Source organism: Lentzea sp. NPDC037011 (genome assembly GCF_055607425.1).
In genome coordinates, this window is the sequence record NZ_JBVJRT010000004.1 from 62,836 (window position 1) to 89,721 (window position 26,886).

General features: G+C 71.5%; 30 protein-coding genes. 20 read left to right on the forward strand and 10 right to left on the reverse strand.

Annotated features, from left to right (window positions below; all coding sequences use genetic code 11):
- Positions 1-477: 477 nt before the first annotated feature.
- Both ACZ7CH_RS12305 and ACZ7CH_RS12310 read left to right on the forward strand, forming a co-directional pair.
- Entirely contained in the window at positions 478-939 is a 462-nt protein-coding gene (locus ACZ7CH_RS12305; protein WP_470369328.1) for a VOC family protein, read from the forward strand.
- A gap of 219 nt (positions 940-1,158) precedes the next feature.
- Positions 1,159-1,845, forward strand: a complete 687-nt coding sequence (locus tag ACZ7CH_RS12310) for a nitroreductase (protein ID WP_360396562.1) — start codon at positions 1,159-1,161, stop codon at positions 1,843-1,845.
- Positions 1,846-1,851: 6 nt separating this feature from the next.
- Here ACZ7CH_RS12310 and ACZ7CH_RS12315 read toward each other — a convergent pair whose 3' ends face one another.
- Entirely contained in the window at positions 1,852-2,754 is a 903-nt protein-coding gene (locus ACZ7CH_RS12315) for an AraC family transcriptional regulator (RefSeq protein WP_470373871.1), read from the reverse strand.
- 12 nt (positions 2,755-2,766) lie between these two features.
- On the reverse strand, positions 2,767-3,060 hold the full coding sequence (locus ACZ7CH_RS12320; RefSeq protein WP_470373872.1) for a putative quinol monooxygenase: 294 nt from the start codon (positions 3,058-3,060) through the stop codon (positions 2,767-2,769).
- Between the two features lie 189 nt (positions 3,061-3,249).
- Between ACZ7CH_RS12320 and ACZ7CH_RS12325 the strand changes: the two genes are divergently transcribed.
- Positions 3,250-3,618 (forward strand): MerR family transcriptional regulator, encoded by a 369-nt coding sequence (locus tag ACZ7CH_RS12325; RefSeq protein ID WP_360396568.1) that lies wholly within the window; start codon positions 3,250-3,252, stop codon positions 3,616-3,618.
- Between the two features lie 6 nt (positions 3,619-3,624).
- Here ACZ7CH_RS12325 and ACZ7CH_RS12330 read toward each other — a convergent pair whose 3' ends face one another.
- The gene (locus tag ACZ7CH_RS12330) at positions 3,625-4,551 is read right to left on the reverse strand and encodes an NADP-dependent oxidoreductase (RefSeq protein ID WP_470373873.1); all 927 of its coding nucleotides are present in this window, start codon (positions 4,549-4,551) and stop codon (positions 3,625-3,627) included.
- Between the two features lie 316 nt (positions 4,552-4,867).
- Here ACZ7CH_RS12330 and ACZ7CH_RS12335 point away from each other — a divergent pair, with 316 nt between their 5' ends.
- Positions 4,868-5,104 carry a hypothetical protein gene (locus ACZ7CH_RS12335; RefSeq protein WP_360396571.1) on the forward strand — a complete coding sequence of 79 codons (237 nt, stop codon included), beginning with the start codon at positions 4,868-4,870 and terminating at the stop codon, positions 5,102-5,104.
- Between the two features lie 250 nt (positions 5,105-5,354).
- On the opposite strand, the gene ACZ7CH_RS12340 is transcribed toward ACZ7CH_RS12335, so the two are convergent.
- The 4 genes from ACZ7CH_RS12340 to ACZ7CH_RS12355 are packed head-to-tail and all read right to left on the reverse strand — an operon-like array spanning position 5,355 to position 9,401.
- Positions 5,355-6,347: a serine hydrolase domain-containing protein gene (locus ACZ7CH_RS12340; RefSeq protein ID WP_470373874.1), complete on the reverse strand. Its 993-nt coding sequence runs from the start codon at positions 6,345-6,347 to the stop codon at positions 5,355-5,357.
- A 47-nt stretch (positions 6,348-6,394) separates the two neighbouring features.
- Positions 6,395-7,054: a response regulator gene (locus ACZ7CH_RS12345; RefSeq protein WP_470373875.1), complete on the reverse strand. Its 660-nt coding sequence runs from the start codon at positions 7,052-7,054 to the stop codon at positions 6,395-6,397.
- A complete protein-coding gene (locus tag ACZ7CH_RS12350) occupies positions 7,051-8,286 on the reverse strand; it encodes a sensor histidine kinase (RefSeq protein ID WP_470373876.1) in 1,236 nt (411 codons plus the stop codon). The genes ACZ7CH_RS12345 and ACZ7CH_RS12350 overlap by 4 nt, the downstream gene beginning before the upstream one ends.
- Entirely contained in the window at positions 8,283-9,401 is a 1,119-nt protein-coding gene (locus ACZ7CH_RS12355; RefSeq protein WP_360396578.1) for a glycosyltransferase 87 family protein, read from the reverse strand. The genes ACZ7CH_RS12350 and ACZ7CH_RS12355 overlap by 4 nt, the downstream gene beginning before the upstream one ends.
- Positions 9,402-9,589: 188 nt before the next feature.
- On the opposite strand from ACZ7CH_RS12355, the gene ACZ7CH_RS12360 reads away from it, so the two are divergent.
- The gene (locus tag ACZ7CH_RS12360; protein WP_470373877.1) at positions 9,590-10,369 is read left to right on the forward strand and encodes an IclR family transcriptional regulator; all 780 of its coding nucleotides are present in this window, start codon (positions 9,590-9,592) and stop codon (positions 10,367-10,369) included.
- A 34-nt stretch (positions 10,370-10,403) separates the two neighbouring features.
- Here the strand turns inward: ACZ7CH_RS12360 and ACZ7CH_RS12365 are convergent, their stop codons facing one another.
- The gene (locus ACZ7CH_RS12365) at positions 10,404-11,063 is read right to left on the reverse strand and encodes a GntR family transcriptional regulator (protein ID WP_470373878.1); all 660 of its coding nucleotides are present in this window, start codon (positions 11,061-11,063) and stop codon (positions 10,404-10,406) included.
- 68 nt (positions 11,064-11,131) lie between these two features.
- On the opposite strand from ACZ7CH_RS12365, the gene ACZ7CH_RS12370 reads away from it, so the two are divergent.
- The 7 genes from ACZ7CH_RS12370 to ACZ7CH_RS12400 all read left to right on the forward strand — a co-directional run bounded on the left by ACZ7CH_RS12370 (position 11,132) and on the right by ACZ7CH_RS12400 (position 18,678).
- Complete coding sequence (locus ACZ7CH_RS12370) at positions 11,132-12,361, forward strand: sarcosine oxidase subunit beta family protein (protein ID WP_360396583.1); 1,230 nt, start codon at positions 11,132-11,134, stop codon at positions 12,359-12,361.
- 179 nt (positions 12,362-12,540) lie between these two features.
- Positions 12,541-12,822: a sarcosine oxidase subunit delta gene (locus ACZ7CH_RS12375; protein WP_360396584.1), complete on the forward strand. Its 282-nt coding sequence runs from the start codon at positions 12,541-12,543 to the stop codon at positions 12,820-12,822.
- Positions 12,819-15,635, forward strand: a complete 2,817-nt coding sequence (locus ACZ7CH_RS12380; protein ID WP_470373879.1) for a 2Fe-2S iron-sulfur cluster-binding protein — start codon at positions 12,819-12,821, stop codon at positions 15,633-15,635. Before ACZ7CH_RS12375 ends, ACZ7CH_RS12380 begins: the two co-directional genes overlap by 4 nt.
- Complete coding sequence (locus tag ACZ7CH_RS12385) at positions 15,625-16,242, forward strand: sarcosine oxidase subunit gamma (RefSeq protein WP_470373880.1); 618 nt, start codon at positions 15,625-15,627, stop codon at positions 16,240-16,242. Before ACZ7CH_RS12380 ends, ACZ7CH_RS12385 begins: the two co-directional genes overlap by 11 nt.
- A 73-nt stretch (positions 16,243-16,315) precedes the next feature.
- Positions 16,316-16,672: an OsmC family protein gene (locus ACZ7CH_RS12390; RefSeq protein WP_360396588.1), complete on the forward strand. Its 357-nt coding sequence runs from the start codon at positions 16,316-16,318 to the stop codon at positions 16,670-16,672.
- A 90-nt stretch (positions 16,673-16,762) separates the two neighbouring features.
- Entirely contained in the window at positions 16,763-17,098 is a 336-nt protein-coding gene (locus tag ACZ7CH_RS12395; RefSeq protein WP_470369317.1) for a hypothetical protein, read from the forward strand.
- 44 nt (positions 17,099-17,142) lie between these two features.
- Complete coding sequence (locus ACZ7CH_RS12400; RefSeq protein WP_470373881.1) at positions 17,143-18,678, forward strand: outer membrane protein assembly factor BamB family protein; 1,536 nt, start codon at positions 17,143-17,145, stop codon at positions 18,676-18,678.
- Positions 18,679-18,685: 7 nt separating this feature from the next.
- Here the strand turns inward: ACZ7CH_RS12400 and ACZ7CH_RS12405 are convergent, their stop codons facing one another.
- Together ACZ7CH_RS12405 and ACZ7CH_RS12410 are read right to left on the reverse strand one after the other, a co-directional pair.
- Positions 18,686-20,308, reverse strand: coding sequence for a RecQ family ATP-dependent DNA helicase (locus tag ACZ7CH_RS12405; RefSeq protein WP_470373882.1), 1,623 nt, complete (start codon positions 20,306-20,308; stop codon positions 18,686-18,688).
- On the reverse strand, positions 20,305-21,072 hold the full coding sequence (locus tag ACZ7CH_RS12410; protein WP_470373883.1) for an esterase/lipase family protein: 768 nt from the start codon (positions 21,070-21,072) through the stop codon (positions 20,305-20,307). The genes ACZ7CH_RS12405 and ACZ7CH_RS12410 overlap by 4 nt, the downstream gene beginning before the upstream one ends.
- 186 nt (positions 21,073-21,258) lie before the next feature.
- Here ACZ7CH_RS12410 and ACZ7CH_RS12415 point away from each other — a divergent pair, with 186 nt between their 5' ends.
- The 8 genes from ACZ7CH_RS12415 (at position 21,259) to ACZ7CH_RS12450 (ending at position 26,885) form a co-directional block, all read left to right on the forward strand.
- Complete coding sequence (locus ACZ7CH_RS12415; protein ID WP_470373884.1) at positions 21,259-22,137, forward strand: hypothetical protein; 879 nt, start codon at positions 21,259-21,261, stop codon at positions 22,135-22,137.
- Positions 22,124-22,531, forward strand: coding sequence for a phage holin family protein (locus ACZ7CH_RS12420; protein ID WP_360396600.1), 408 nt, complete (start codon positions 22,124-22,126; stop codon positions 22,529-22,531). The genes ACZ7CH_RS12415 and ACZ7CH_RS12420 overlap by 14 nt, the downstream gene beginning before the upstream one ends.
- Positions 22,507-23,172, forward strand: coding sequence for a DUF3618 domain-containing protein (locus ACZ7CH_RS12425; protein WP_360396602.1), 666 nt, complete (start codon positions 22,507-22,509; stop codon positions 23,170-23,172). The genes ACZ7CH_RS12420 and ACZ7CH_RS12425 overlap by 25 nt, the downstream gene beginning before the upstream one ends.
- Positions 23,173-23,215: 43 nt before the next feature.
- A complete protein-coding gene (locus ACZ7CH_RS12430; RefSeq protein ID WP_470373885.1) occupies positions 23,216-23,467 on the forward strand; it encodes a hypothetical protein in 252 nt (83 codons plus the stop codon).
- A 118-nt stretch (positions 23,468-23,585) separates the two neighbouring features.
- Positions 23,586-23,861: a hypothetical protein gene (locus ACZ7CH_RS12435; protein WP_360396606.1), complete on the forward strand. Its 276-nt coding sequence runs from the start codon at positions 23,586-23,588 to the stop codon at positions 23,859-23,861.
- A 92-nt stretch (positions 23,862-23,953) separates the two neighbouring features.
- Positions 23,954-25,171, forward strand: coding sequence for an extracellular solute-binding protein (locus tag ACZ7CH_RS12440; RefSeq protein WP_360396608.1), 1,218 nt, complete (start codon positions 23,954-23,956; stop codon positions 25,169-25,171).
- Entirely contained in the window at positions 25,171-26,067 is an 897-nt protein-coding gene (locus ACZ7CH_RS12445) for a carbohydrate ABC transporter permease (protein WP_470369313.1), read from the forward strand. The genes ACZ7CH_RS12440 and ACZ7CH_RS12445 overlap by 1 nt, the downstream gene beginning before the upstream one ends.
- A complete protein-coding gene (locus ACZ7CH_RS12450; protein WP_458432200.1) occupies positions 26,064-26,885 on the forward strand; it encodes a carbohydrate ABC transporter permease in 822 nt (273 codons plus the stop codon). The genes ACZ7CH_RS12445 and ACZ7CH_RS12450 overlap by 4 nt, the downstream gene beginning before the upstream one ends.
- Position 26,886: the final 1 nt, after the last annotated feature.

Sequence of the window (26,886 nt, forward strand, 5' to 3'; positions counted from 1 at the left end):
TGCACCGAGATGCACCGTGTCCTGGACCTCTACGAGTGCATCACGATTCATGCTGAAAGGCCCGGCTCATCCGCGAACCAAAGTCCAGATTCCAGAGGCGATGATACGAAACCATCAGACGCGACGGCTTCAATGATCCAGAAGTGAACCGGATCTGCGCCGATGATGGCGTCGGGCATGACATTGGCAAGATCGATGTCGATGCCGAGCGCTCGTAGTCGCGTGCTGGGGTACAGGCGTTTCTCGCGCCACTCATTCGCCGCTTGTTCGAAGCCTTCGTCGGTGAGACCGGATCGAACGAGTCCGCAAAGTCATTCGGCAGCGCCTATCGAGACGCAAGGAGAGGACGGTGACCCGTCCAGTGGTGCGCTTACGGCCGTGCTCCTCCGTCGAGTGTGGACAAGATCTTGCACAACACATTATGTTGCGCTTGATCGTCCCCCGCGACCGCATCGAACGCCCGGAGGTGCGCACGCCATGGAAGTCCGCCTGAGCTACGCCAAGATTGTGGTCAGCGATCTGGAACGGTCCATCGACTTCTACACGAAAGCGATCGGATTGTCAGTGCTGCAACGGGTCGAGTTCACCGCACCGGACGTCACCGAGGTGGTGCTCGCCGACGCGAGCGGTCAGGGCAGGGTGGTGCTGATGTGCGGCGACAGCATGCCGGTCCAGTCCGGCGCGCCCGCGTGGACGCCGTTCGTCCTCACCGTCGACGACGCCGCGGCAGCCGCCGCCGAGATCGCGGACGCGGGCTACGCCCTCGCGTGCGACCCGCCGCTGAAGGTCGGCGGCATCACCATCACGCTGGCCCCGGACCCCGACGGCTACCTCATCGAGGTCATCTCGTTCCCGTCGGACCCGTCGGGCCACCCACCGGTGCCCGAGGGCAAGGTCCCGCACCCGCTCCCGCAGTTCCACGACCGCGTCCTGAACTGAGGACGCCCGGAGGTGGTGGTCCCGCCCGCTGGCGACCCATCGCCCCGCCTCGGCGGACCGGCCGGCCACTCCTCGGGGCGCTCAGCCCCCGAGCCGACCTCCGCGCTCGACAAGCGGGACCAGCCTGGCCGGTCAGCGCGGAAGATCAATTACCGGGTCAACGATCTGGGCAGCACCACTGGCTCCGGCCGGGAGATCGACACCGCCGCGGAGGTCGCAGTGAGCACGACGACCGGGTTGCACGAGGCGCTGCGGCGGCTGCTGGACGAGAGGTGGACCTGCCGGCAGTTCCTGCCCGACCCGGTCCCGAGGTCCACGATCGAGCAGCTGCTCGCGCTCGCGCAGCGCACCCCGTCGTGGTGCAACACCCAGCCGTGGCACGTGGTCGTCACCGAGGGCGCCGGCACCGAGCGGTTCCGCACCCGGCTGCTCGGACACCTGCGGGAGCACCCCGGTCAGCCGGACTTCCCGTTCCCCGTCCAGTACACCGGGGTCTACCAGGAACGCCGGCGGGAGTGCGGCAAGCAGCTCTACACCAGCGTCGGCGTCGAACGCGGTGACCACGAGGGCGCCGCACGGCAGCTGCTGCGCAACTTCGAGCTGTTCGACGCACCGCACGTCGCGATCATCACGACCGAGGCGGACCTGGGCGTCTACGGCGCCGTCGACTGCGGCCTCTACCTCGGCTCGTTCCTGCTCGCCGCCCAGAGCCTCGGCCTGGGCGCCGCACCCCAGGCCGCCCTCGCCGGGTACAGCGACTTCCTGCGCGACCACTTCGAGCTCCCCGCGACCAGGCGGGTGGTGGCCGGCGTCTCGTTCGGCCACCCCGACCTCGCGCACCCGGTGAACGGCTTCCGCACCTCCCGCGCGGACGTCGGCAGCGCCGTCACCTGGCACTCCTCGTAGCGCGCTTCAACGCCTGGCTTTCCGGAGACTTCCGGGCGATCTCCCCGTCGAGCGCTTGAACGCGACGTTGAACGCGCTGGATGACGAATATTCAAGATGTCGCGCAATCTGGTCGACCGACATCTCCGTGGTTTCCAAGAGGCTGAGTGCCAGCTGCATCTTCCACTGCAACACGTACGAGGCGGGAGGAATCCCGGCACTTTCGCGGAACTTTTCGATGAAGACCGTCCGCGAAAGCCCGCAGGCGCGCGCCAACTCGCCGACCGACAGGGCGAACTTGCGCTCGTGGTGGATCAGTCTCACGGCAGGGCTGAGCACCGGGTCTGCAAAGAGGTGGATCCAGCCGGCGGGGAGTGCCAAGCCGGCCGACAGCCACTCGCGCATGACGTGTATGAAGAGGATCTCCAAAACGTGTTCGGAGGCGCGGTGAGATGCGGGCAGCCGGTGCTTCATCTCAACGTCCAGCTGCCGCAGCAGCCATCCCATGGCCGGGCCGGCGTTCGAATCAGCGGAAACGTGGGTGACGGCCGGCACGGCTTGTTGCAGGAACAGATCAGCCCCGCCTCTCAGGTCGACGTGCGCGGTGACGCACACGGTCTCATCGTCAGGCGAGGGCGAGATGTCCTGCTCGCCGAGGACGGCCTGCGTGGGTGCCATGTCGAGCTTCGTGCCGAACACAAACGGAGACCGGCCATCCAGGACAAGCGCTTCACCGGCTGCTACTTCGAGCCACTCCGGCTCCTTGCCGAGGCGGAACTTGATCTGCCCTCGCGTCACCGCCAGGACCTTGACCCTGCCGGGCGGTGGCGATTGGATCAACCAATCGCCCGAACCGGACCGATGACCGGCAAGGACGCAACTGAGACGCAATGTGCTCATCACGTCGGAAAAAATGTCTTCGCCGGTCATGACTCTCCGGTGTCAGGCGTTGATCTCATCCCACCACTCCAGCGAGAACGAGTCGATCATCTCGCTGAAAGCCGCGCTGACTTCCGGTGTGGTGGCGCGCCAGGCGGCGTAAGCGGCCTGGTCCTCCTTGGAATCCCACTGCTCGATCAGCATGAAGTTGTCGGGGTTTTTCGCCTCGCGCACCACGCGAAGCCCGATGAGTCCCGGACGGGAGCGCGTGGCAGCCAGCGTGACCCGGTAAAAATCGATGACGTCTGACGCGCGGCCGGGCTTGGCCGTGACTTTCAGCAGAGCGGTGTGTGCCATGAGGAGCCTTCTTCTGGGGGAGTGGCCGGTTCGGCCTGGAACTACCTGTCGCAGGTCGCTCAGCCAAGCTACAGGCTCCGATGCGGACCGCAGTCGTCATTCTGACCGCCGTTGTTGTCAATGCGTACGGGTTGGGCAGTCGAATGACGCGGCTACGAGATCCGCATGCCACCCGCCTAGGCTGGTGGCATGCGGATCGGAGAACTGGCCCGGCTGACCGGGGTCAGCGCCCGCTCGCTGCGCTACTACGAGCAGCAGGGCCTGATGCACAGCACGCGGTCCGTCGGCGGGCAGCGGCACTACCCGCCGACGACGGCCGTGCGCGTCGAGATCATCCGGCGGCTGTTCGACGCGGGCCTGAGCAGCAAGGTGATCGCGCGGCTGCTGCCCTGCGTGGACAGCGACAGCAGGGCCGTCGCCGAGGACGCCTTCACCACGATGACCGGCGAACGGGACCGGCTGACCGCCGACATCGCCAGGCTCGTCGAGGCCAGGGCCGTCCTCGACGAGCTGATCGAGATCAACACCAGCTACCGGCAGGGGACGGCCACCGGCTGAGCGCCGTCAGCGGCTCAGGTCGACGACGAGCTTGCCCGTGGCGTGCCGCGACTCGACGAGCGCCAGCGCCTCCTGCGCCCGCGCGAGCGGGTAGGTGCCGGTGATGTGCGGGTCGAGCCGCCCGGCGACCATCAGCTCCGCCACGCGTTCGAGCCCCGCCCGGTCCAGCCGCCGCCGGACCGCCGCGCCACCCAGGTCGGCCACCGACGGGTCACCGACGGAGACGAGCGCCTCCGGCTTCACCGCGAGTGCGGCCACCGCGCGCAACGACTCGCCGCCGACGGTGTCGACCACCGCGTCGAACCCGCCGGGCGCCAACTCGCGCAACCGCTGCACGACATCGCCCCCGGTGTAGTCGACGAAGGTCGCACCGGTCTTCGCGACGAGCTCCCGCTTGGCCGAGCTCGCCGTGCCCGTCACGACCAGGCCGCGGTCACGCGCGACCTGCGCCAGCGCGATGCCGACACCGCCGCCGATCCCGTTCACCAGCAGCGAGGAACCGGCGGGCAGGTCGAGCTGGTCGACCACGTCCAGCGCCGTGGTGCCCGCGACGGGGATGGTCGCCGCCCACGTCGCCGGCAGCGCGTCGGGGATGCGGGCCGTGGACTCGGCGAGCAACAGCGTTGTCTCGGCGTAGGTGCCCGCGAACGTGAGCGCGAACCCGGTGACCCGGTCACCGACGGCCAGCCCGGTCACGTCGGCGCCTACAGCGAGGACCGTTCCCGCTGCCTCCATGCCGAGCACCTGCGGAAAGGGCACGTCGCCGTTCATCGCGGTCACGTGCCCGGAGCGCAGCAGGTGGTCGAGCGGGTTGACCCCGGCGGCCTCGACGCGGACGAGGACCTCCGCCGGACCGGGCACCGGATCGGGCCGCTCGAAGAACTCCTGGACCTCCGGTCCGCCGAAAGCCTTGTAGCCCAACGCAGTGCCCATCGCGGATCTCCTCCACCGGTGGCGTTCCGGCCTTCGGAACGCGCTGCCCCGACGCTAGGTGCTGACACCGGTGTCAACTTCCACCCGATGTGACGCGGACAACTCGGGGAGGGCGGGAACCACCTGAAACGGACGACACGGCGCAAACATCAATTGCGCGAAACAACCCGATGGTGTGGTGATCGGCCGACATTCACACCATCGCGTGATCATGGATTTCTGGGTCCCGCACCGGTCTGGCTACGGTGCTGCGAGGTTCCGGCTGAGCGGTTGCTCGCCGAGTCCCGAGTGAACACAACCATTCTTAGGAGATTTCGTGCTGAAGAAGGCAGGAGCGGCCGTCGCCATCGCGGGCGCTTTCCTCGGTTTCGGTTCGCAGGCCATGGCCGCCACCCCCGAGCTGGACCTCACCCACCAGGTCGGCCTCGTCGACCTCGACGACACCGAGATCGCCAGCGACATCAACGCCTGTTTCATCGACGTCAACGTCATCGCCGTGCCGGTCCTGTCGGACAACGACAGCGGCCTCTGCGGCAACCCGGACGACAAGTAGGCGGTGGGCCGGGCGCCTGGGCGGCGCCCGGTCTGCCCCGCCGGTGCCGGAAGTCGGCGCGCGGGCTGTGACGGCTGGTACTTCGGGGATCGGCCGCCTGTCCGCCGCGCCGGCGCCGGTGCGGCGCTCGCCACCGGGAGGAGCGTGCCGGCAGCGGCTCCGGTGCTCCTCGCCGCACCGTCCATTCGGAACAGACTGCCGGTGGTGTCGGACTACGCCATCGCGAAGGCCGACGACGTCGGCCACTCGATCACCATCTTCCGCCGGCCATGGCGCGGGCGATCGGCCAGGCGCCGGGGGAGGTGTTGGACAGCACCGTGCAGGTGGTGCCGGTGTGCGGGTCGTGGGTCGACTTGAACGACACCCCGGCGTCGCTGCCGACGAGCATCACCGTGTCGGTGCCGCCGCGCAGCCAGAAGCCCAGCGCGTACTGCACCGGTTCGTCCTCGGGCACGTCGAACCGCGGGCGCACGACCTCCTCGACGTCGGGCACGATCCGCCCGGCGAACAGGGCGCGCCAGAACGCCGACATGTCCGCCGCGGTGGTGTGGATGCCGCCGTCGCCGGTGGCCAGCACCGGCAGGTGGAAGACGTTGGAGCGGTCCACGCCGTCGATCGGCAGGTAGCCGACGGCCGCGTCGCCGGGCAGCTCGTCGGAGCGCAGGAAGTCGGTCCTGGTCATGCCGGCGGGCCGCAGGACGCGTTCGCGGACCAGGTCGTGGTAGCCGGTGCCGCTCGCGCGTTCGGCGAGCAGGGCGAGGACGACGAAGCCGCTGTTGCAGTAGCTGAACCGTTCGCCCGCGGGGAACTTGGCCGGGTGGCCGTCGAGCAGCGGCAGGAACGCCTCGGTGGTCGTCAGTTCGTGCGCGGCGCCGACGACGTAGTCGGTGAGCTCGTGGCCGGCTTCCTCGTCGAGGTAGTCGCCGATGCCGGAGGTGTGGGTGAGCAGGTGCTCGACGGTCACGTCGTCCGCGATCAGCGGCAGGTCGTCGCCGAGCAGCGAACGGGCCGCGGTGTCCAGGGAGAGCTTGCCCTCGTGCACCAGCGAGAGCACGGCCAGCGCGGTGAAACCCTTGCTGCCGCTGGCGATGCCGAACCTGGTGTCGACGGTGTTGGGCACCCGGTGGGCGCGGTCGGCGAGCCCGTAGGCGCGTGCGATCTCGACCTCTCCGCCGTGGTCGAGCCACGCGACCCCGGAGAAGTCCTCTTCCTCTGCTGTGCGGTCGATCTCCCCCTGCACCATCCAGGCAGGGTAGGTCCGGTGAACGCGCCGGACGAACGATTTACCGCTCACTCACCGGGGACCACGATGCCCATCTCGTAGGCGGCCACGATCGCCTGCGCCCGGTCGCGCACGCCGAGCTTCGCGAACACCCGGCTGACGTGCGTCTTCGCCGTCTGCTCGACGATCACCAGCGCGGCGGCGATCTCGGTGTTCGAGAGGCCGCGCGCGACCAGCCGGAGCACCTTCAGCTCCTGCGCGGTCAGCCGGTCGGCGCGTTCGGGCCGCACCGCGCCTGGGCGGCGGGCGGCGAACTCCGCGACCAGCCGACGGGTCACGGCGGGCGCGAACAGGGCGTTGCCGGCCGCCACCACCCGCACGGCGTTGACGAGGTCCTCCAGCGGGGCGTCCTTGAGCAGGAAGCCGGAGGCGCCGACCCGCAGGGCGCCGTAGACGTACTCGTCGACGTCGAACGTGGTCAGCATCAGCACGCGCGTGCCGAGGTCCGGGGCGCCGAGGATCAACCGGGTGGCCTCCAGGCCGTCCATCACCGGCATTCGCACGTCCATCAGCACGACGTCGGGTCGGTCGCGGACGGCCGCGTGCACGGCGTCGGCGCCGTTGCTCGCCTCGCCGACCACGGTGATGTCCGGCTGTGCGGCGAGCACGGCGCGGAAGCTCTGCCGGACCATCGTCTGGTCGTCGGCGATCAGCACTGTCGTGTTCACGGCTGGTCCTCGTTCCCGGTCAGGGGCAGCGTGACCGCCACGACGAAACCACCCCGTTCACCCGGACCCGCGACGATCGTGCCGCGCAGGGTCGCGACCCGCTCCCGCATGCCGAGCAGGCCGTGCTTGGCCCGGTCGTCCGTCGGCGGCCCGGGTTCGGCGGCGGCGCTGTTGCGCACCACCACCCGCAGGTCGGCGCCCACCGTGACACGCACGTCCACAGTGGACCCCGGGGCGTGCCGGACGGCGTTGCTCAGCGCCTCCTGCGCGATCCGGTACGCCGACAGCGCGACACCGCCGGGCACGCCGCTCACGTCGCCGTCGAACCGCACGGTCACCGCGACTCCAGCGCTGCGCAGGCGGTCGACCAGCTCGGCGATCTGCTCCACGCGCGGCTGGGGCGCGGTCTCGGCCTCGCCGTTCTCGTTGCGCAGCACGCCGAGCAGCCGCCGCATCTCGGTCAGGCCCTCCCGCGCGGTCTCCTGCATTTCGGCGAACTCGCCCTCCAGCTCCGCCGACAGGCCGGGGAACCGGTACCGCGCGCTCCCGGCCCGCAGCGCCAGCACGGACATGTGGTGCGCCACCACGTCGTGCAGCTCGCGGGCGATGACCGCGCGTTCCTGCAGCGTGGCGGCGCGGACCTCCTCGACCTCGCGGCGCCGGGACTGCTCGTTGCGGTCGGCTTCGGCCACGCGCCGCAACCGCATCGCGTTGCCCACGACGAGCACACCGCCCACGATGGCACCGACCAGGAAGATGTCCCGGTAGTCCCACATGTGCGCCCACACGACGACCATCGAGAAGAAGAACACCCACACGAGCACGGTCTGCCGGTAGGCCTGGGCGGTGGTCAGCAGTGCCGCCGCGGCTGCGAGGACCGTGCCGGGCGTCCACGGCCAGCCCCACGCCGAGCGGAAGTCGTGCAGGACCACCGGTTCGAACACCATCACGACCGCGAGCATCCGCCACGCCCACAGCGGGTGGACCTGCGTCAGCAGCACGGCGGCGACGGCGAGACCGGTGAACCACCACGCGGGGATCGACGAGTAGGTGAACCGCAGCTCGGCCGGGCCGACCACGTTCAGGAAGACCACCCAGGACGCGACGCCGAGCACGAGCACGATCCGGAGGCGCCGCCAGCCCGCCGACGCCGGCGTCCTGACCAGCCTGCTCGCCGAGAACAACGTGAACACGCCGGCGGCGAGGAACTGCCGCACCACGGCACCCCTCATCCGCCCCACCGCCCCGGAAGATCATCCACTCGCGCCGAACCTACTCCGCCCCCGGACAGGAGGCCGCGCCACGCGAGCACCCCACCGACGACCGCGACCAGCACGTAGAGGTTGTCCAGCACGGCGTTCCCCGTCGGCACCAGCAGCGGCCACAGGACGAAGACCGCCCAGACGGGCACCTGCGCGGCACCTGGCCCGCGCAGGAGGAACGCCACCAGCGGCACGACCCACACCCAGTGGTGCGACCACGAGATCGGGCTGACCAGCAGCCCGCAGAACGCTGTGACCAGCAGCGCCCCCAGGGGCTCACCGCGCAGGTGCGCCCGCCGGGCCAGCACCGCCGCCGCGGCCACGCAGCCCAGGCAGAGCGCCGCGACCAGCAGGGGAGCCCACGGTGCCGCACCGGTCAGCCGCTGCACCGCACCGGAGATCGACTGGTTGGCGAGGTGCCCGTTGCCCGTCGCGTCGTTGCCGCGGAGGACCGCCGACCCCCAGTACCGCAGCGAGTCACCGGGCAGCAGCAGGAACCCGAGCAGCTGCAGACCGCCGAACACCGCCAGCGCCCGCCCCGCGTCCCGCACCCGCCCGGTGACCAGCAGGTGCAGCACGAACACCAACGGCGTCAGCTTCACCGCCGCGGCGATCCCGACCAGCACGCCGGAGAACCGGCCCTGCCGCAGCACGTCGACCACGACGACGGCCATGAGCAGCACGTTGACCTGACCGTACCCGACGGTCCGCCACACCGGTTCGAGACCGAACACCGCCGCGAACAGCAGCGGTGACGGCGTCCGGCCGGTGGTCCACCGCAGCACCACGCCCACGCCGAACGCGGTGGCGGCGGCGAACACCGCCCACGTGAGCTGGGTCGGCAGCACCGCCAGCGGCGTGAACAGCACGGCCGCGACCGGCGGGTAGGTGAACGGCAGGTCGACCGCCCACTCCGGTGTGGCGGTGAGGTGGTCGTACAACGCCTCACCGCGGAGCACGGCCAGCGCGCCGGAGCGGTACACCGCGCTGTCGAGGCCCAGCGGCAGCCGCAGCGCCCACCCGGCCAGTCCGAACAGGACGAACGAACCGGCGAGGAGCACCGGGGCGGAACGGGAGCTGAGCACACCGGGAACGCTAGGGGGACGGCGCCGTGGCGTCGTCGTACCCCGGCGCCCACCGCGAGCGCTACCGCGGTAGCGGGTGTTCGGGCGTGCTACCGGGGTAGCACGGAACGCCTCACCACCGACCGTCCTCACGCAACAGCCCGGTGACGGACGCCGGGGAAGCCGGTCGAAAGCGTTACCTTGGCTTCATGAGCAACAACGGGGAGGGGCGCGACGGAGCGCTCGTGCAGTCCGTCGACCGGGCCATCGCCGTTCTGGAGCTGTTGGCGCGCAACGGCGAGGCCGGCATCACCGAGATCGCGGCCGAGCTCGGCGTGCACAAGTCCTCCGCGTCCAGACTCGTCTACACCCTGCGCGCCCGCGACCTCGTCGAGCAGAACGGGGAGCGCGGACCGTTCCGGATCGGACTGGGCATGCTCCGGTTCGCGTGCGCCGTCACCGGCCAGCTCGACTACGCCCGGCTGGGTGGCCCGGTCTGCTCGGCGCTCGCCGACCAGCTGGGGGAGACGGTCAACATCGCCGTCCTCGACGGCGACAACGCGCTCAACGTCAGCCAGGCCCGCGGCAGCTCCGCCGTGGCGGCGCAGAACTGGGTCGGCCAGCGCACGCCGCTGCACGCCACGTCCAGCGGCAAGGTCCTGCTCGCCGGTGCGTCCGGTGCGGACCGGGAACGCGTGCTCGGCGGTGACCTGGAGGCCTGCGCGCCGCGCACGATCACCGATCCGGTGCGGCTGCGGGAGGAGTTGCGGCGCACCGCCACGGACGGTTACGCGACCTGCTTCGAGGAGCTCGAACCCGGCCTGCACGCGGTCGCCGTCCCGGTGTTCGGCGCGCACGGCGACGTGGTGGCCGCGATCAGCGCCGCCGGACCGGCCTACCGGCTCTCGCAGAAGCGCGTGCCCGAGGTCGTCGAGGAGCTGCGCGCCGCGTCCCGCGACCTCTCGGCCCGCCTGGGGCACCCCGCCTGACCGACCCCGCCCGCCGCGGCGACCGGCGCCAAGGTCAGATCAGGGCCCGGATCGCCCGCTCGAACCCGATGACGTGCTGGGAGGCCAGCTCGGCCGCCTTCTCGGCATCGCCCTCGACGATCGCGGTCAGCAACGGCACGTGCTCGTCGACGTGCCCGGTCATCCCGGACAGGCGCGGCAGGAACACGCACCAGATGCGGGTGGCGAGGTTGTCGTAGGAGATGAGCGTGTCCTCCAGGAACGGGTTGTGCACGCACCGGTAGATCGCGCGGTGCACGTCCACGTCGGCGCGCAGCAGCGCGGTGTTGTCGCCCGGCCGGGCTGCGGTCTCCAGCTGGGACCGCAGCCCGGTCAGGGCGGCCCCGTCCGCTGCGGTCGCGCGCTCGGCCGCGGCGGCGGCGGCCAGCGGTTCGAGCGTGCGGCGCACCTCGGAGACGTGGGAGAGGTCGGAGATGTTCACGTCGGTGGCGAACGTACCGCGGCGGGGGAAGGCGACGACGAGCCGTTCCTGCTCCAGGCGCTTGAGCGCCTCGCGGATCGGTGTGCGGCCGACGCCGAGCTCCGCGCGCAACCGGTCCTCGTTGATGGGCTCGCCCGGCCTGATCTCCAGCATCACCAGCCGGTCGCGCAGCACGGCGTACGCCCGTTCGGTGAGCGAGACGGCCGCCGGCTCGTCGTTGACCCGTGCGTTCATGTGACCTACGGTAACTCACAGACTGATATACCAGAAGTCGACCAGGTGATTCCCGCTGGAGGCGTCGCATGACCAGCCCGCCAGGAGCCCATCTGCCCGAGCACCCGGACTTCCTGTGGGAGAACCCGGAGCCGAAGGCCTCCTACGACGTCGTGGTCGTCGGCGGCGGGGGCCACGGCCTGGCCACCGCCTACTACCTCGCGAAGGTCCACGGCATCACGAACGTGGCGGTGCTGGAGAAGGGCTGGCTCGCGGGCGGCAACATGGCCCGCAACACCACGATCATCCGGTCGAACTACCTGTGGGACGAGAGCTCCGGCATCTACGAGCACTCGCTCAAGCTCTGGGAGGGCCTGGAGGACGACCTCGGCTACCCGGTCCTGTTCGACCAGCGCGGCGTGCTGAACCTCGCGCACAGCCTCCAGGACGTCCGCGACAGCGTCCGGCGGGTCAACGCCAACCGCCTCAACGGCATCGACGCCGAGTGGGTGGACCCCGACGGCGTCGAGGAACTCTGCCCGATCGTCAACACCTCGCCGGACGTGCGCTACCCGGTGCTGGGCGCGACCTACCAGCCGCGTGCGGGCATCGCGAAGCACGACTACGTGGCCTGGGGCTACGCGCGGGCCGCGCACGCCATGGGCGTCGACCTGATCCAGAACTGCGAGGTCACCGGCCTGGAAACGGCTCACGGCCGGATCACCGCGGTGCGGACGTCGCGTGGCCGGATCGCCGCGGGCAAGGTCGCGTTGTGCGCGGCCGGCCACAGCTCCGTGCTCGCGCAGATGGTCGGCCTGCGGCTGCCGCTCGCCTCGCACCCGTTGCAGGCCCTGGTGTCCGAACTGCTCGAACCCGTGCACCCGACCGTCGTGATGTCCAACGCGGTGCACGTCTACGTCTCCCAGGCGCACAAGGGCGAACTGGTGATGGGCGCGGGCATCGACAGCTACAACGGCTACGGCCAGCGGGGTTCGTTCCACGTCATCGAGGAGCAGATGGCCGCGGCGCTGGAGCTGTTCCCGGTGTTCGCGCGGGCACACCTGCTGCGGACGTGGGCGGGCATCGTCGACGTCTCGCCGGACGCCTCGCCGATCGTCGGCCTCACCCCGGTCGGCGGCCTGTACCTCAACTGCGGCTGGGGGACCGGCGGGTTCAAGGCCACGCCCGGTGTCGGCGACTGCTTCGCGCACACGGTCGCGCACGACGAACCGCACCCGTACAACGAGCCGTTCACCCTCGACCGCTTCACCACCGGCGCCCTCGTCGACGAGCACGGCGCCGCCGCCGTCGCGCATTAGGGCCTGTGTCGAGGTCCGTGTTCGCGATAGCCGGGCCTGAGGCGGCCCCAGGGGGCACGGGCGGACAGCCCACATACAACACCGCGGTATGCGGGCTGTCCGCCCGCACCGCCAGGAACCACCTCAGGCACGACTCTCATCGAACGGGACCTCGACACAGGCCCTGGCAGGAGCTGACGATGCAACTCATCCCGTGCCCGTGGTGCGGACCGCGCGAGGAAGCCGAGTTCCACTACGGCGGCCAGGCCCACGTCGCCTACCCCGAGGACCCGTCGGCGCTGACCGACGAGCAGTGGGCGCAGTACGTGTTCTTCCGGGACAACCCCAGCGGCCCGTTCGCCGAGCGCTGGAGCCACAGCGCCGGGTGCCGCCGCTGGTTCAACGCCGTGCGCGACACTCGCACCCACGAGCTCCTCGCCACCTACCGGTCCGGCGAGCCGATGCCGGAGGTGGCCCCGTGACGTTCCGGACCCCGACCGGCGGCGAGGTCGACCGGACCACGCTGCTGCGCTTCACGTTCAACGGACAGGACTACACCGGCCACCCCGGCGACACGCTCGCCTCCGCGTTGCTGGCCAACGGTGTCCACGAGATCGGCACCAGCGTGAAGCTGGGCCGCCCGCGCGGGATCGTCGCGGCCGGGTCGGAGGACCCGACGTCATTGGTGCAGGTCGAGGCGCCGTTCCCCGAGCCGATGCTGCTCGCCACGACCGTCGAGCTGTACGACGGCCTGGTGGCGCGCGGCCTGGCCGGGCAGGGACGGCTCGCCGCCGAACCCGACCCGGCGCGCTACGACGCCAAGCACGTGCACTGCGACGTGCTGGTCGTCGGCGCCGGACCGGCGGGGCTGATGGCCGCGCTGACCGCCGCCCGCAGCGGTGCCCGCGTGGTGCTGGTGGACGAGCAGAACCGGCCCGGCGGTGCGCTGCCGGTCTTCGAGGAGCACCTGGACGACCGGCCGGCGGCCGCGTGGGTCGCCGACGTGGTCGCGGAGCTCAAGGGCACGCCCGGTGTGCTGGTGCTGGACCGCACCACCGCGTTCGGCATGTACCAGGACGGGTTCGTGCTCGCGCTGCAGAAGCGCACCGACCACCTCGGGTTCGCCGCACCCGCCGGCGTCGCCCGGCAGCGGGTGTGGCGGATCCGCACCAAGCAGACAGTGCTCGCCACCGGTGCCCACGAACGCCCGGTCGCGTTCCCGGACAACGACCGGCCCGGGATCATGCTGGCGTCCTCGGCCCGCACGTTCCTGCGCCGCTACGGCGTGCTGCCCGGTTCACGCGCGGTCGTGTTCACCACCCATGACAGCGCGTACTGCGCGGCGATCGACCTCGCGGAGTCCGGTGTGGACGTCGCGCTGGTGGTCGACGCCCGGCCGGAGGTACCCGCCGCGCTCGCGGCCGAGTGCGCGGCGCGGGGGATCGAGGTCCGCGCCGGGCGGGTGGTCACCGGCACGGAGGGCGAGGGACGGATCACGGCGGTGCACGTCGGCGACGAGGTCGTCGCGTGCGACACCCTGCTGGTGTCGGGCGGCTGGAACCCGGTGGTGAGCCTGTTCAGCCAGGCCGGCGGCACACTGCTCCACGACGACGGGCTCGGCGCGTTCGTGCCGGGACCGGCCGAGCCGACGGTGCGGGTCGCCGGTGCGGCGAACGGGAACCTCGACCTCGCCCGGTGCCTGGGCGACGGCAGCGTCTGCGGTGCCGAGGCGTCGCTCGGCGCCGGGTTCGCCCCCCGGACGACGGTGCCGCGACCGGTGCCGGACGCGCGGTGCACGGGCCGGTCCGGTCTGGTGCTGTGGCGGGTGCCCGGCTCCGACGAGACGAGCTTCGTCGACCTGCAACGGGACTCGACGGTCGCGGACGTGCTGCGCGCGACGGGCGCGGGGTTGCGGTCGTTGGAGCACATCAAGCGGTACACGACCATCGGCACCGCGCACGACCAGGGCAAGACCTCGGGCATGATCGCGGCCGGCATCGTCGCGGAGGCTCTCGGCGTCGAACTAGCCGAGCAGCGGCCGACGACGTTCCGACCGCCCTACACCCCGGTGTCGTTCGCCGCGCTGGCCGGGCGCAACCGCGGCGAGCTGCACGATCCGGTGCGGGTCACGGCGATCCACCCGTGGCACGTCGCGCACGGGGCGGTGTTCGAGAACGTCGGCCAGTGGAAGCGGCCCTGGTACTACCCGCGGCCGGGTGAGGACCTGCACACGGCCGTGCTGCGCGAATGCCGGGCCGCACGCGAGGGCGTCGCGCTGATGGACGGCTCCACGCTGGGCAAGATCGACGTCCAGGGCGCGGACGCCGGCGAGTTCCTCGACCTGCTCTACACCAACCTGATGAGCACGCTGAAGGTCGGCCGGATCCGCTACGGCGTCATGTGCGGCGTGGACGGCATGGTGATCGACGACGGCACCGTGATCCGCGTCGGCGAGGAGCGCTACCTCGTCACCACGACGACCGGCAATGCCGCCAAAATCCTCGACTGGATGGAGGAGTGGCTGCAGACGGAGTGGCCGCACCTCGACGTGCACTGCGCGTCGGTCACCGAGCACTGGGCCACGATCCCGCTGGTGGGGCCGAAGTCCCGTGCGGTGCTCGCCGCGGTGGCGCCCTCGCTCGACGTCTCGAACGCGGCGTTCGAGTTCATGACCTGGCACGACACCGAGGTCGCCGGTGTGCCCGCGCGGGTGTGCCGGATCAGCTTCTCCGGCGAGCTGGCCTACGAGATCAACGTGACCGCCTGGCACGGCATCGCCGTGTGGGAGGCGCTGATGGCGGCGGGGGAGGAGCACGGGATCACGCCGTACGGCACCGAGACCATGCACGTCCTGCGCGCCGAGAAGGGCTACCCGATCATCGGCCAGGAGACCGACGCCACCGTCACACCCCAGGACCTCGGCATGTCGTGGGCGGTGTCGAAGAAGAAGGCCGACTTCATCGGCAAGAGGTCCTTCGCCCGTGCGGAGAACAACCGCGCCGACCGCAAGCAGCTCGTCGGCCTGCTGCCCGTGGACCCGCGGGTGCTGCTGCCGGAGGGCGCGCAGGTCGTCGAGACCGACCGGCTGCCCGAACCGCCGGTGCGGATGCTCGGCCACGTCACCTCCAGCTACCCGAGCGCCGCGCTGAGCCGCACCTTCGCCCTCGCTCTCGTGCGCTCCGGCCGCGACCGCATCGGCGAGACCCTCTACGTGCCGGTCGGGGACGCGCTCGTCCCGGTCACCGTGACCGGCTCCGTGCTCTACGACCAGGAAGGAACCCGCCGTGACGGCTGACCCGGTGAGCCCGCTGGCGGCCTGGACCGACCGGCTGACCGCGCTTGCACCCGCGCTGGGCGTGCGCGAGGTGCCGTTCCGCTCCCAGCTCACGGTGCGGGTGTCCAACTCCGGCGCCATCGCGGCCATGGGCGGCGCGCTGGGTGTGGTGTTCCCGGCGGATGCGTGCACGTTCACCATGGACACCGGCCCGTTCGGTGCCGTGGAGGTGCTGTGGCTGGGGCCTGACGAGTTCCTGGTCGTGGCCGGACCCGATCTGCAGGCGGTGGTCGAGGAGGTGCTGCGTGGCGCGCTCGGTGGTGAAAGGGGGTCCGTTGTGGACACTTCGGCTCAGCGCACGACCGTGGAGCTGGAAGGTCAGCACGTCCGCGACGTGCTGGCTCACGGATGTGCCGTGGACCTGCACCCGGCTGCGGCTCCCGTCGGCACTTGCGTGCAGACGCTGCTCGCACGCACAGGGGTCATCCTGCAGGTGACCGGGCCCGACCGGGTCGCGCTGCTGGTGCGGTCGTCGTTCGCCGGGTACCTGGCGGCGTGGCTGGCCGACGCGTGCACCGAGTACCTGGCGGTGCCGTTCGACGGCAGCGGCACGGTCGTGTTCCGCTGACCCCGATCGCGGTTGAGCCGCCAGGCCACGGGTATGCGCGGAGGGTTCACACCCGTCGACGAAGCAGGTGGCGATGAAGGTCGAAGAGGTCGAGGCGGTCTCCCGGAACGACGAGGTCGAGGTGTCGGGGTCCGCGCTCCCCGTCGGTGACGGGTCCTGGGACCCCGAGAAGCTGTACGCCGCGGCGCTGGCCACGTGCCTGCACCAGGCCGTGGCGCTGGCGGCCTCCACCGGCGACCTCGACACGACCGGCAGCGCCGTGCGCGCACGGGTGGCGCTGAACCACGGCACCGCCCAGGACTACACCGTCGACGCGTCGCTCTCGGTCGCGCTGCCCAACGTCCCGAGCGAACGCCGGGCCGACCTGCTCGACCAGGCGGTCCGGCACTGCCCGCTGGTCGGTGACTGGCCCGTCGCCCTGGACGGCTGATCCTGTTTTCGGCGGGTGCGCGGTGGGTAGGCACTGCGCATGGCCGACAGTTCAGCAACCACGGTTCGTTGTCAGGTCTCGCAGGCTGAGGTGACGCTGCGGTCCAAGACGGTGCTCCTGGACCTGGTCGGAGAGTGCCGCGTCGAGGGCGGCGCGGTGGCCGTCCTGCGGCTGTCCGCGGACCTGCCCGACGCGGGCGGGCCCGAGGACGGCGGCACCGTCGTGCTGGAGCAGGACGGGGACGGGCTCACCGCCGTGGTGACGCAGCCCGGCGGTGAGGTGCGGCTGAGGAGCGAGGAACCCGTGCGCTGGACCGGGAGCGGATCGCGGTTCGAGACGGGGGAGCTGACGCTCGTGCTGGCCGAGGCACCGGACGCGCCGGTGCTGTCCGCGCCGGGCTTGGAGCTGCGGGTGGAGGGGCAGTAGCGCCGGGTCGTGTCACGGCGCCTGCGGAGCGCGACACTCCTCAGGTGGAGCCCAACGAGCAGTACGACTTCGCGCTGTCGTTCGCCGGACCCGACCGGGTGTTCGCACGCGGTCTCGCCGAGGCGCTGAAGGCCGACGGGCACAGGGTGTTCTTCGACGAGTACCACCAGGCCGAGCTGTGGGGCACGAACCTCTTCGAGAAGCTGCTGGACGTCTACGGCAAGCGGTCCCGGTACGTCGTGGTGGTCGTGTCCCGCCACTACCTCGACAGCGTGTGGACTAGGTGGGAGCTGCGCTCGGCGCTGGAGACGGTGCTCCAGGGCAGGGACGACGCCGTGCTGCCGCTGCGCCTCGACGACACCGAGCTGCCCGGCCTGCCCAGGAGCACCGCCTGGATCGACGTGCGGGAGGACGGCGAGACCGACGTCGAGCTGCTCACCCGGCTGCTGGCCGGCAAGCTCGCCGCCGCCACACCGGTGCGCCGGCGGCGGGTGCTCGCACTGGGCCTGGGCGGGGTCGCGGTGGCCGCGACGGGCACCTACTTCGGGACCCGGTTGTTCGCACGCGCTGAGCCGGGCAGCGAACTGTGGCACAGGGGGTTCGAGTCGGCCTGCTTCCCCGTCGTCAACGGTGCCGACGTGGTGCTGTCGTTGCGGGACGGCGGCGTGGTCGGGCTGGGCCAGGACGACGGCGCGCAGCGCTGGCGGGTGGACCTCGGCGGCGCGATGACCGGGCCGTGCTCCGTCGTTCGCGGTCTGGTGCTCGCCGGCCGGGCGATGACGCAGAACCGAGGACGCCTGACCGCGATCGAGGACGGCGGCGCCGTGCGCTGGTCGCTGGACACGGACGGCCTCCCGGCCTGCCACCGGGAGGCGCGGGACGGCACGGTCCTGGTCGGCACGAACACCGGCTGGGTGTTGCGCGTCGACGAACGCTCCGGTCAGGTCGTCGAGCAGGTGCGGGTCTCCAGGCAGGTCAACGACGTCGTGGAACAGCAGGGGTTCGTGTACTCGGCGACGGCGGTCGACGGCGTTCAGGTGCACGCCGACGGGAAGCAGGCGTGGAGCCGCACCACCGCCGGGGCCGTCCAGGGGCTCGCCACCGACGCGAACCACCTCTACGCGACGGTCGGCATCACCCGGCAGGGGGCGTCGAGCGGGCAGGCCGTCAGGTACGACGCGATCACCGGTGAGCTCGGCTGGCAGCACAGCTTCGACGCGCTCGTGCAGGCGGCACCGGTGGTCGTGCGCGGCCAGCTCGTCGTCTCCGACATCGGCGGCACGGTGCACTCGCTCGACGTGGAGAGCGGCGCCGTGCGGTGGCAGCAGAACGTCGGTGCCGCTGCGCAGAGCCGGACGACGTGGGACGGCGACGCCCTGTACGTCGGGACCCGCCGCGGCCTCGCCGTGCTCGACGTGCGCAGCGGCGCCGTGCGGTGGACCAAGGACGTCACGACCGCGGTGCCCACCACCGCGCACTGGGCGGCACGGCCGGTGCTGGGGGACAAGGCGGTCTTCCTCGGGTACGGCGACATGCAGACGTCCAGCACGAACGGCGACCTGTACGCGCTCGTGCGCTGAGCCGGCCTCAGACGTAGTCCAAGACCCCGGCCTCCTCCGCCGCCGCCAGCGACAACGTCTTGTACCCGACCTCGTCGAACAGCACCATCAACCGGTCACCGTCCTGCTGCACCACCGTGCCGCGCCCCCACATCTCGTGCCGCACCTCGGAGTCCGGCCGGTGCTCAGCGGCCACGCCGGCCGCGCCGGCTTCCTCGGGCAGCCCCTCGTCGCACCGGTCGCAGTGACCGCACGGCCCGTCGAGCTCCTGCCCGAAGTACCCCAGCAGGAACCGGCGGCGGCAGCCGCGGGTGCCGGCGTACTCGCGCATGACCTCGACCCGTGACCGGTCGCGTTTCAGCTGCCGTTCGGCTTCTTCCTCGACGACCGCGACCGACTTCGCCGGCGTGGGTGCACCGTCCGCGTACCGCACGCCGTCGCGCGTGATCTCCACGATTCCGGCGCTCTCCAAGAGGTTCACCGTGCCGGTGACCTTCCGGCGCGAGCACTCGACCCGGTCCGCCAGCGCGGTGAGCGTGATGCCGGGCTGCTCGCGCACGAGCGCGGCCACCTCGCGGGCGCAGTCGAGGTCGGCGCGGCGGGTGTTGAGGAACCGTTGCAGGCCCTCGTCCTCCTGCCGGTGGAACAGGACGACCTCGGCGGGCTCGCCGTCGCGGCCGGCGCGGCCGATCTCCTGGTAGTAGGCGTCGAGCGAACCGGGGGTGGCCGCGTGCACCACGAAGCGCACGTCGGGCTTGTCGATGCCCATGCCGAACGCGGAGGTGGCCGCGACGACGTCGAGGCGGTCGGCCATGAAGTCGTCCTGGACCCGTTTGCGGTCGGCTGCCTTCATGCCGGCGTGGAACGCGGCCGCCCGCAGTCCCTTGGCGGCGAGGGTCTCGGCGTAGCGCTCGGCGTCTTTGCGGGTGGCCGTGTAGAGCAGGCCTGGGCCCTTCCGCTCGACCACCCGGTCCACAACGGACCGGGAGCGGTCGTCCTCGTCGGTGCTGAAGCGCACGGACAGGTGCAGGTTGGGCCGGTCGAACCCGGCGACCACCACGGCGGGGTCGCGCAGGCCCAGGTGCTCCACCACGTCGCCGCGGACCGGGCCGCTCGCCGTGGCGGTCAGCGCGAGCACGACGGGGTGGCCGAGGCGGTCGACGACCTCGCGCAGCCGCAGGTAGTCGGGCCGGAAGTCGTGACCCCACGCCGACACGCAGTGCGCCTCGTCGACCACGAACAACGACGGCCGACGGCGGTCGAGTCGGTCGAGCACGTCGGGGTTCGCGAGCTGTTCGGGAGAGAGGAACAGGTACTCCGTCCGCCCCTCCGCGAACTCCCGCCACGCGTCCTCGTTGGACTCCGCCGAACGTGTTGAGTTCACGGCCGCAGCCGGGGGAGCGCCCGCCGCGCGCAGTGCCGCGACCTGGTCGCGTTGCAGCGCCACCAACGGCGAGACCACCACCGTCGGGCCGTCGAGCAGGATCGCGGGGACCTGGTAGATCGCGGACTTGCCCGCGCCGGTGGGCATCACGACCAGCGCGTCGCGCCCGTCCAGCACGTGCCGCATCGCGCACAGCTGCTCGGGCCGCAGCTCGGTCCAGCCGAAGACGTCCTCCGCCGTGCGCACCAGCCGGTCGTGCGAGCTCATCCGGTCGCCCGCAGGTCGTAGCGCTGGGCCGCCCACTCGGCCAGCCGCGGCCGCAGGACCTGGTACACGTCCGGATCGAGCGCCATGCCGGTGTGGGTGCTGTGCACCTCCACGCACTCGGCCGACGGGTCCTGGCACAGCTGCCACGGCACGATGCCGTCCGACCTGGAGTAGATCGACACGGCGGGCAGTTCCGGCGGCAACGGCGCGGCGGCGGCCTGGACGTTGTCCTCGAAGCAGTCACCGGCGAGGCACTCCGGGTGCATCAGCCCCGGCACGCCGACGCGGGACAGCTGCGCCAGCGCCCGTGCCGCGAGCAGCACCTGCGGGTGCGCGCCCATCGGGTCGAGCACCGGGCTGCCCATCATCACCAGACCGCTCACCAGGTCGGGCCGGCGGGTGGCGGCCACCCTCGCGAGCCCGCCGCCGCGGCTCTGCCCGAGCAGCACGACCGGGCCGCCGGTGGCCTCCGCGTGCTCGACCAGCCGCTGCTCGACCCGGTCGACCAGCTCGGACGTGCAGCCCACGGTGAACCCGGTGCCCGCGCCGGTCGGGACGTAACCGCGGTCGCGCAGCCACGTCGTGGTGAAGGTGAGGCTCAGGTCGCTCGCACCGAAACCCGGCACCAGCACGACACCGAGACCGGCTCCCTCGTGCGGGTTCGCGTCGCGCCACACCCGGTGGCGCAGCAGCCGCGGGATGGTCAGCGCGGCGACGGCGACGTGTTCACGTGCGAGTGAACGCAGTTGTCCAGCAGGGGTCATCCGTGGTCTCCGCTTCCAGTTCGTGCGCGTGCGGAGGAATTAGCCCGGACGGGCGTCGGCAAACACGGACGGCGGTCACGTTTTCGGTTCAGCAGCTTTTGAAAATGATCAGAACCGAGTCGTTTGCGACGGATTTCGACGGGTAGCTCGTAGGCCAGGACACGACTACGAGCTGAGGAGTCAGCCGTGACCGAGAACCAGATGGGTGGAGTGCGCACCGCGGCCCGGGACGAAGGTTCCCAGGTCGCGCAGCACGCCAAGGAAGCAGCCGGCGAGGTCGGCGGCACAGTGCGCGACCAGGCCGCGCACGTGGCGCAGGAGGCGAAGCAGCAGACCCGCCACGTCGTCAACGACGTGCGCGACCGCGTCGCGGCGGAGGCGGAGCAGCAGGCCCAGCGGGTGTCGAAGCAGCTCGGCCGCATCGCCGACGAGCTGAGCGAGATGGCCGGCGGCGCGTCGTCCGACTCGATGTCGGCGGGTGCGATCCAGAGCGCGGCCGACACGAGCCGCCAGGCCGCGCGGTTCCTCGACGAGCGAGGAGCGCAGGGGCTGCTCGACTCCGCACGGGACTACGCGCGGCGCAAGCCGGGCACGTTCCTGCTGGGCGCCGCGGTGGCCGGGTTCCTCATCGGCCGTGTCGCGAAGAGCGCGACCGGTGGCGGCCAGAGCGGGCAGCGCTCCGGCGGCGGCGTCGTGCCGGTGACGTCGGAACGCGCCGACCTGGCACCGGGCTACACCGAGCCCACGGGATACCCGTCCACGCCGGGCTACGGCTCGACGCAGGGTTATGCGGAGTCGCCGGGCTACGGCTCGACGCAGGGCTATGCGGAGTCCCCGGGCTACGGCTCGACGCAGGGCTACTCCGAGACGCAGGGCTACACCGGGACGCAGGGCTACACCGGGACGCAGGGCTACACCGAGAGCTCCGGGTACGCCGGGACCACGGGTCAGCAGGTGACCGGTGAGACCCCCGGCTACGGCGCGACGCCCGACTACGGTGCCCCGGCCACGTCGAACCCGGCGCCCGGTCGGCCCGCGGCGGGGGTGCCGCATGTCGAGCCCTGAGTACCCGCAGGCCCGCACCGAGGAGTCGCTCGGTGATCTGGTCAGCGAGCTCACCGGTGACCTGTCGAAGCTGATGCGCCAGGAGCTCGAACTGGCGAAGGCCGAGCTGCGGCAGGAGGCGAGCAAGGCCGGCAAGGCCGGTGGCATGCTCGCCGCCGCCGGGTTCGCCGGGTACCTCACGACGGTGCTGCTGAGCTTCGCGCTCGTGTTCGCGCTCGGCGCGGTCATGCCGCTGGGCTGGGCCGCGCTGATCGTGGCCGTGCTGTGGGGCATCGCCGGCGCGGTCCTCTACACCAGCGGGCGGGCCAAGCTGCGCACCGTCAACCCGAAACCCGAACGCACCGTCGAAACGCTGAAGGAGGACGCGGAATGGGCGAAACACCCGACCAAATAAGGCGTGACATCGAAGTCACCCGCGCCGAGCTGAGGGCCGACGCGAACCGGCTCGTCGACCACACCAGCCCGAAGCGCATCGCCGAACGGCGGGTGCAGGGCGTGCGACGGGGACTGACCGCGATGAAGGACAGGGTGATGGGAACCGCGAGCGACACCGCCCAGAGCGTGCGGGCACAGGGGCAGAACACCGGGCAGGCCGTGGCCGAACGGGCCGAGCAGGCCGGTCAGGCCGTTGCGGACCGCGCGCAGCAGGCCGCGCAGGTGGTGCAGGAGGCCCCGCAGCGGGTCGCCCGCCAGACGCAGGGCAGTCCGCTCGCGGCCGGCCTGATCGCGTTCGGCTCCGGACTGCTGCTGGCGGCCGTGCTGCCCCGCACCGACGCCGAACAGCAGGCGGTGCAGCAGCTCTCCGACACCTTCAGCGATGCGATCGAACCGGCCAAGGAGGCGCTGACCGAGTCCGCTCAGCACCTGAAGGAGGACGTGACGTCCTCGGTGACCGACGCCGCCGGTGAGGTCAGGCAGGTCGCAGCGGACGCCGCGCAGACCACCGCCCAGCACACCCGTGAGGCGGCGCAGGACGTCGGCGGCCACGCCAAGGAGTCCGGTCAGCGCGTGGGCAACGAGGCCACCGGTCACTGACCGCCCGCACATCGCCGTTGTGGCGCGACGAGAGGAGAACGACGTGCCCGTTCCCGTCGAAGACCTGAGGAAGCTGCTCGACTCGCCGCGCCACAACGCGATGCTGGTGCACGTGGAGGGCCGGTACGTGGTGGCCGGCAGCACCGAGCTCGACCGGCCCGACCTGCGCGGCGCCCTGCCCGTGGTGTCCAGGGACGACCTGCTGGACCGGGCCGGTGGCGAGCCGGTCTCGGACCGAGCGCTCGCCGAGGTCGCCGCGGCACTGAGCTCCGCGGTCGACAACCGCGGCGGCTGATCGGGGGACACCGCGACTTTCCCGCGCACAACCCGTTTGCCGCCCGTGAACCGCGGGTAGCCGGGATCGGCGTCAAGCAGTCGGCGCTCCCGTTCCCGACTGTCCGAAGGTGGCCACCGTGCAGCACCGCTCCCTCGACCAGGCCATCTGCGACGCCCTGGTGCTCCTCCGCGCGACCGGCGGCGCCGACCTGGCGCTGCAGGCGGAACAGGCCCGCAAGTGCCTGGCGCGCGCGGTGCTGAGCGCACCTGCGGCGCCGCAGCAGGCGCTGGCCCACGTCGCCGCCGCTGACGACCACCTGGAATACGGTGAGCTGATGGAGGCGCGGACGCTGCTGACGGCGGCGCGCAACCACCTCCGCGGCCGTCGCGCCGTGGTCGCCGCCCGCGCATGAGGGGGCCGGCCTTAGCACTGGCCGTTCTGTTCGTCGCGGGCTGCGGAGGCCTCGGGCCCAGCGCGGCCGATCGGCCGAACACGCTCGTCACCATGGGTTTCGGCCTGCCGGACGAGCACGCCACCGCCCGCGTGGCGGTCTTCAAGGCCGACCGGCCCGAGGTCGACCTGCGGGTCAACGAGGGCGTGTTCGACGAGCAGCAGTTCCTCTCCTCGGTGGCCGCGGGCGACCCGCCGGACCTGGTCTACGCCGACCGCCGCAAGCTCGGCGGGTACGCGGCCAGGGGAGCGGTGCAGGACCTCGGGCCGTGCCTGGCCCGCCACCGCGTCGACCTCGCCGGTTACCGCGAGGCGGCGGTGCGGCAGGTGACCTACGAGGGCACCGTGTACGGGGTGCCGGACTTCTTCACCGTCCGGGTGCTGATCCTCAACAACCCGGTGCTGCGCGAGAACGGCGTCGACCCGGCCCGGCTGTCCACAACGGACTGGAACGCTCTCGCCGAGGTCACCGCGCGGCTCGCCCGCGTGCAGGACGGCCGGGTGCAGCGCATCGGGTTCGACCCGCGCATGCCGGAGTTCGTGGCCATGTGGGCCAAGGCGAACGGCGCCGACCTGCTCGGCGACGAACCGCACCTGGACGACCCGCGCGTGGTCGAGGCCGTCCGCTACACCGCCGGGCTGGTGCGCGAGCAGGGTGGCTGGGCGGCGTTCAAGGCGTTCCGCGACACGTTCGACTCCTTCGGGGCGAAGAACGAGATCGCCACCGGCCAGGTCGCCGCCATGGCGATGGACTCCTGGTACGTCAACACCCTCGCCGCCAACTCGCCGGACGTCGACGTCACGATCGCACCGTTGACCGACCGGCGCGGTGCCCCGCTGACCGAGGCAGGAGGGCAGGCCTGGGCGATCCCGAAGGGCGCCCGCCACCCGGACCTCGCCTGCGACTTCATCACCACCATGACCGCGACCGACACGTGGGTCACCGCCGCGAAGGCGCGCAGGGACGCACTGGCCGCGAAGGGGAAGCCTTACAGCGGCACCTTCACCGCCAACCGCGCCGCCGACGAGAGGATCTTCGCCGAGGTCTACGACCCGCGCGGCATCCGGGTGCTCGAACAGGGCGTGCGAGTGCTGCAGTCCGTGCAGGACAAGGCCTTCGCGCTGCCACCGAGCCCCGCTGCCAGCGACCTCGTGCGGTCGTGGGAGGCCGCGGTCACCAGGGTGCTGCTCGGTCAGCAGAGCCCCGAGGAGTCGATGGCGCAGGCGCAACGCGAGGCCGGCCGGGCGCTGACCCGCGTCGGAGGACGCTGATGACGACCGCGCGGGAGGCCCGCGCGGGCTGGTTGTTCGTGTTGCCGTGGGTGCTCGGGTTCCTGCTGCTCACCGCCGGGCCGATGCTCTACAGCCTGTACCTGTCGTTCACCCACTACGACCTGCTCAAGCCCGCGCGGTTCACCGGCCTGTCGAACTACCGGGAGATCCTGACCGACGACCGGGCGGCGACCGCGTTGTGGAACACGGTCTTCTTCACGCTGCTGCACGTGCCGCTGCAGATCGTGCTCGCTCTCGGGCTGGCCTCGCTGCTGCGCCGCGCCGGCCGGTCCGCCGGGTTCTTCCGCACCGTGCTGTTCCTGCCCACGATGACCCCGCCGGTCGCGCTGGCGGCGTTGTTCCTGTTGCTGCTCAACGGCCAGAACGGCGCGGTCAACGCGGTGCTGGGCTGGTTCGGTTTCACCGGTCCGCAGTGGACGACCGACCCGGACTGGATCAAACCGGGCCTGGTGCTGATGAGCCTGTGGACCGTCGGCAGCACCGCCGTGCTGTACCTGGCGGCGCTGACCAGGGTGCCGGGGGAGCGCTACGAGGCAGCCAGGCTCGACGGCGCCTCGCCGTGGCGGCAGTTCTGGCACATCACCCTGCCCGGCATCAGCGGCACGGTGTACTTCACGGTCATCGTCAACACCATCGCGTCGCTGCAGGTCTTCACCGAGGCCTACACGATGTTCTTCGGCGCCCGCCCGTCGTCACCGGCCGAGGGCGACGCGGCGCTGTTCTACGTGATCTACCTGTTCCAGGAGGCGTTCGGCTCGCTGCGCATGGGCTACGCCTCGGCGCTGGCGTGGGTGCTGTTCCTGGTGATCGCGGCGATCACCGCCGTGCAGGTGCGGCTCTCGCGCGACTACGTGCACTACGAGGACCGGTCATGACCCGCAGGTTGCCCGTGGTGCTGGCGCTGGTCGCCGTCGGGGTGCTGTTCGCGTACCCGTTCTGGTGGCTCGTCAGCGCGTCGCTGAAGGACCGCTCGCAGGTCTTCGACAACGCCCTGCTGCCCGAGGTGCTCCGGCCGGAGAACTACGCCGAGGTCTGGCGGGCCGTGCCGTTGCTCGCGTGGGTGGGCAACAGCGTGGCGGTCGGGTTCGCGGCCGCCGCGGCGGCGACGGTGTCGAGCGCGGTCGTGGCGTTCGGCTTCGCCCGCTTCCGGTTCCGCGGCCGCGGTGTCCTGTTCGGGCTCGTGCTCGCCACGATGATGCTGCCCGCCGCCGTCACGATGGTGCCGGTGTACCTGGAGTGGCACGCGGTCGGCCTCGCGACCACGCAGGTCCCGCTGTGGGCGGGCAACCTGTTCGGGTCGGCGTTCTACGTGTTCCTGCTGCGCCAGTTCTTCCTCGGCCTGCCCGCGGAGGTGTTCGACGCGGCACGGGTCGACGGCGCCGGGCCGTGGCGGCAGTTCCGGTCCCTCGCACTGCCGCTGGCCCGGCCCGGCTTGATCGTCGTGTTCGTGTTCGAGCTCAAGGCCGCCTGGACGGACCTCATCCGGCCGCTGATCTACCTGCGCGAGCCGGAGCTGTACACGTTGCCGCGCGGGCTGAAGGCGGTGCTGGACCGGTTCGGCCAGGGCGGCGAGGCGCAGTGGGAGCTGGTGATGGCGGCCAGCGTCGTCGCCACCGTGCCGATGATCCTGCTGTTCCTGGTGGCCCAGCGGTACTTCGTGCGCGGCACGGTCACCCAGCAGGTCGAGGAGTGAC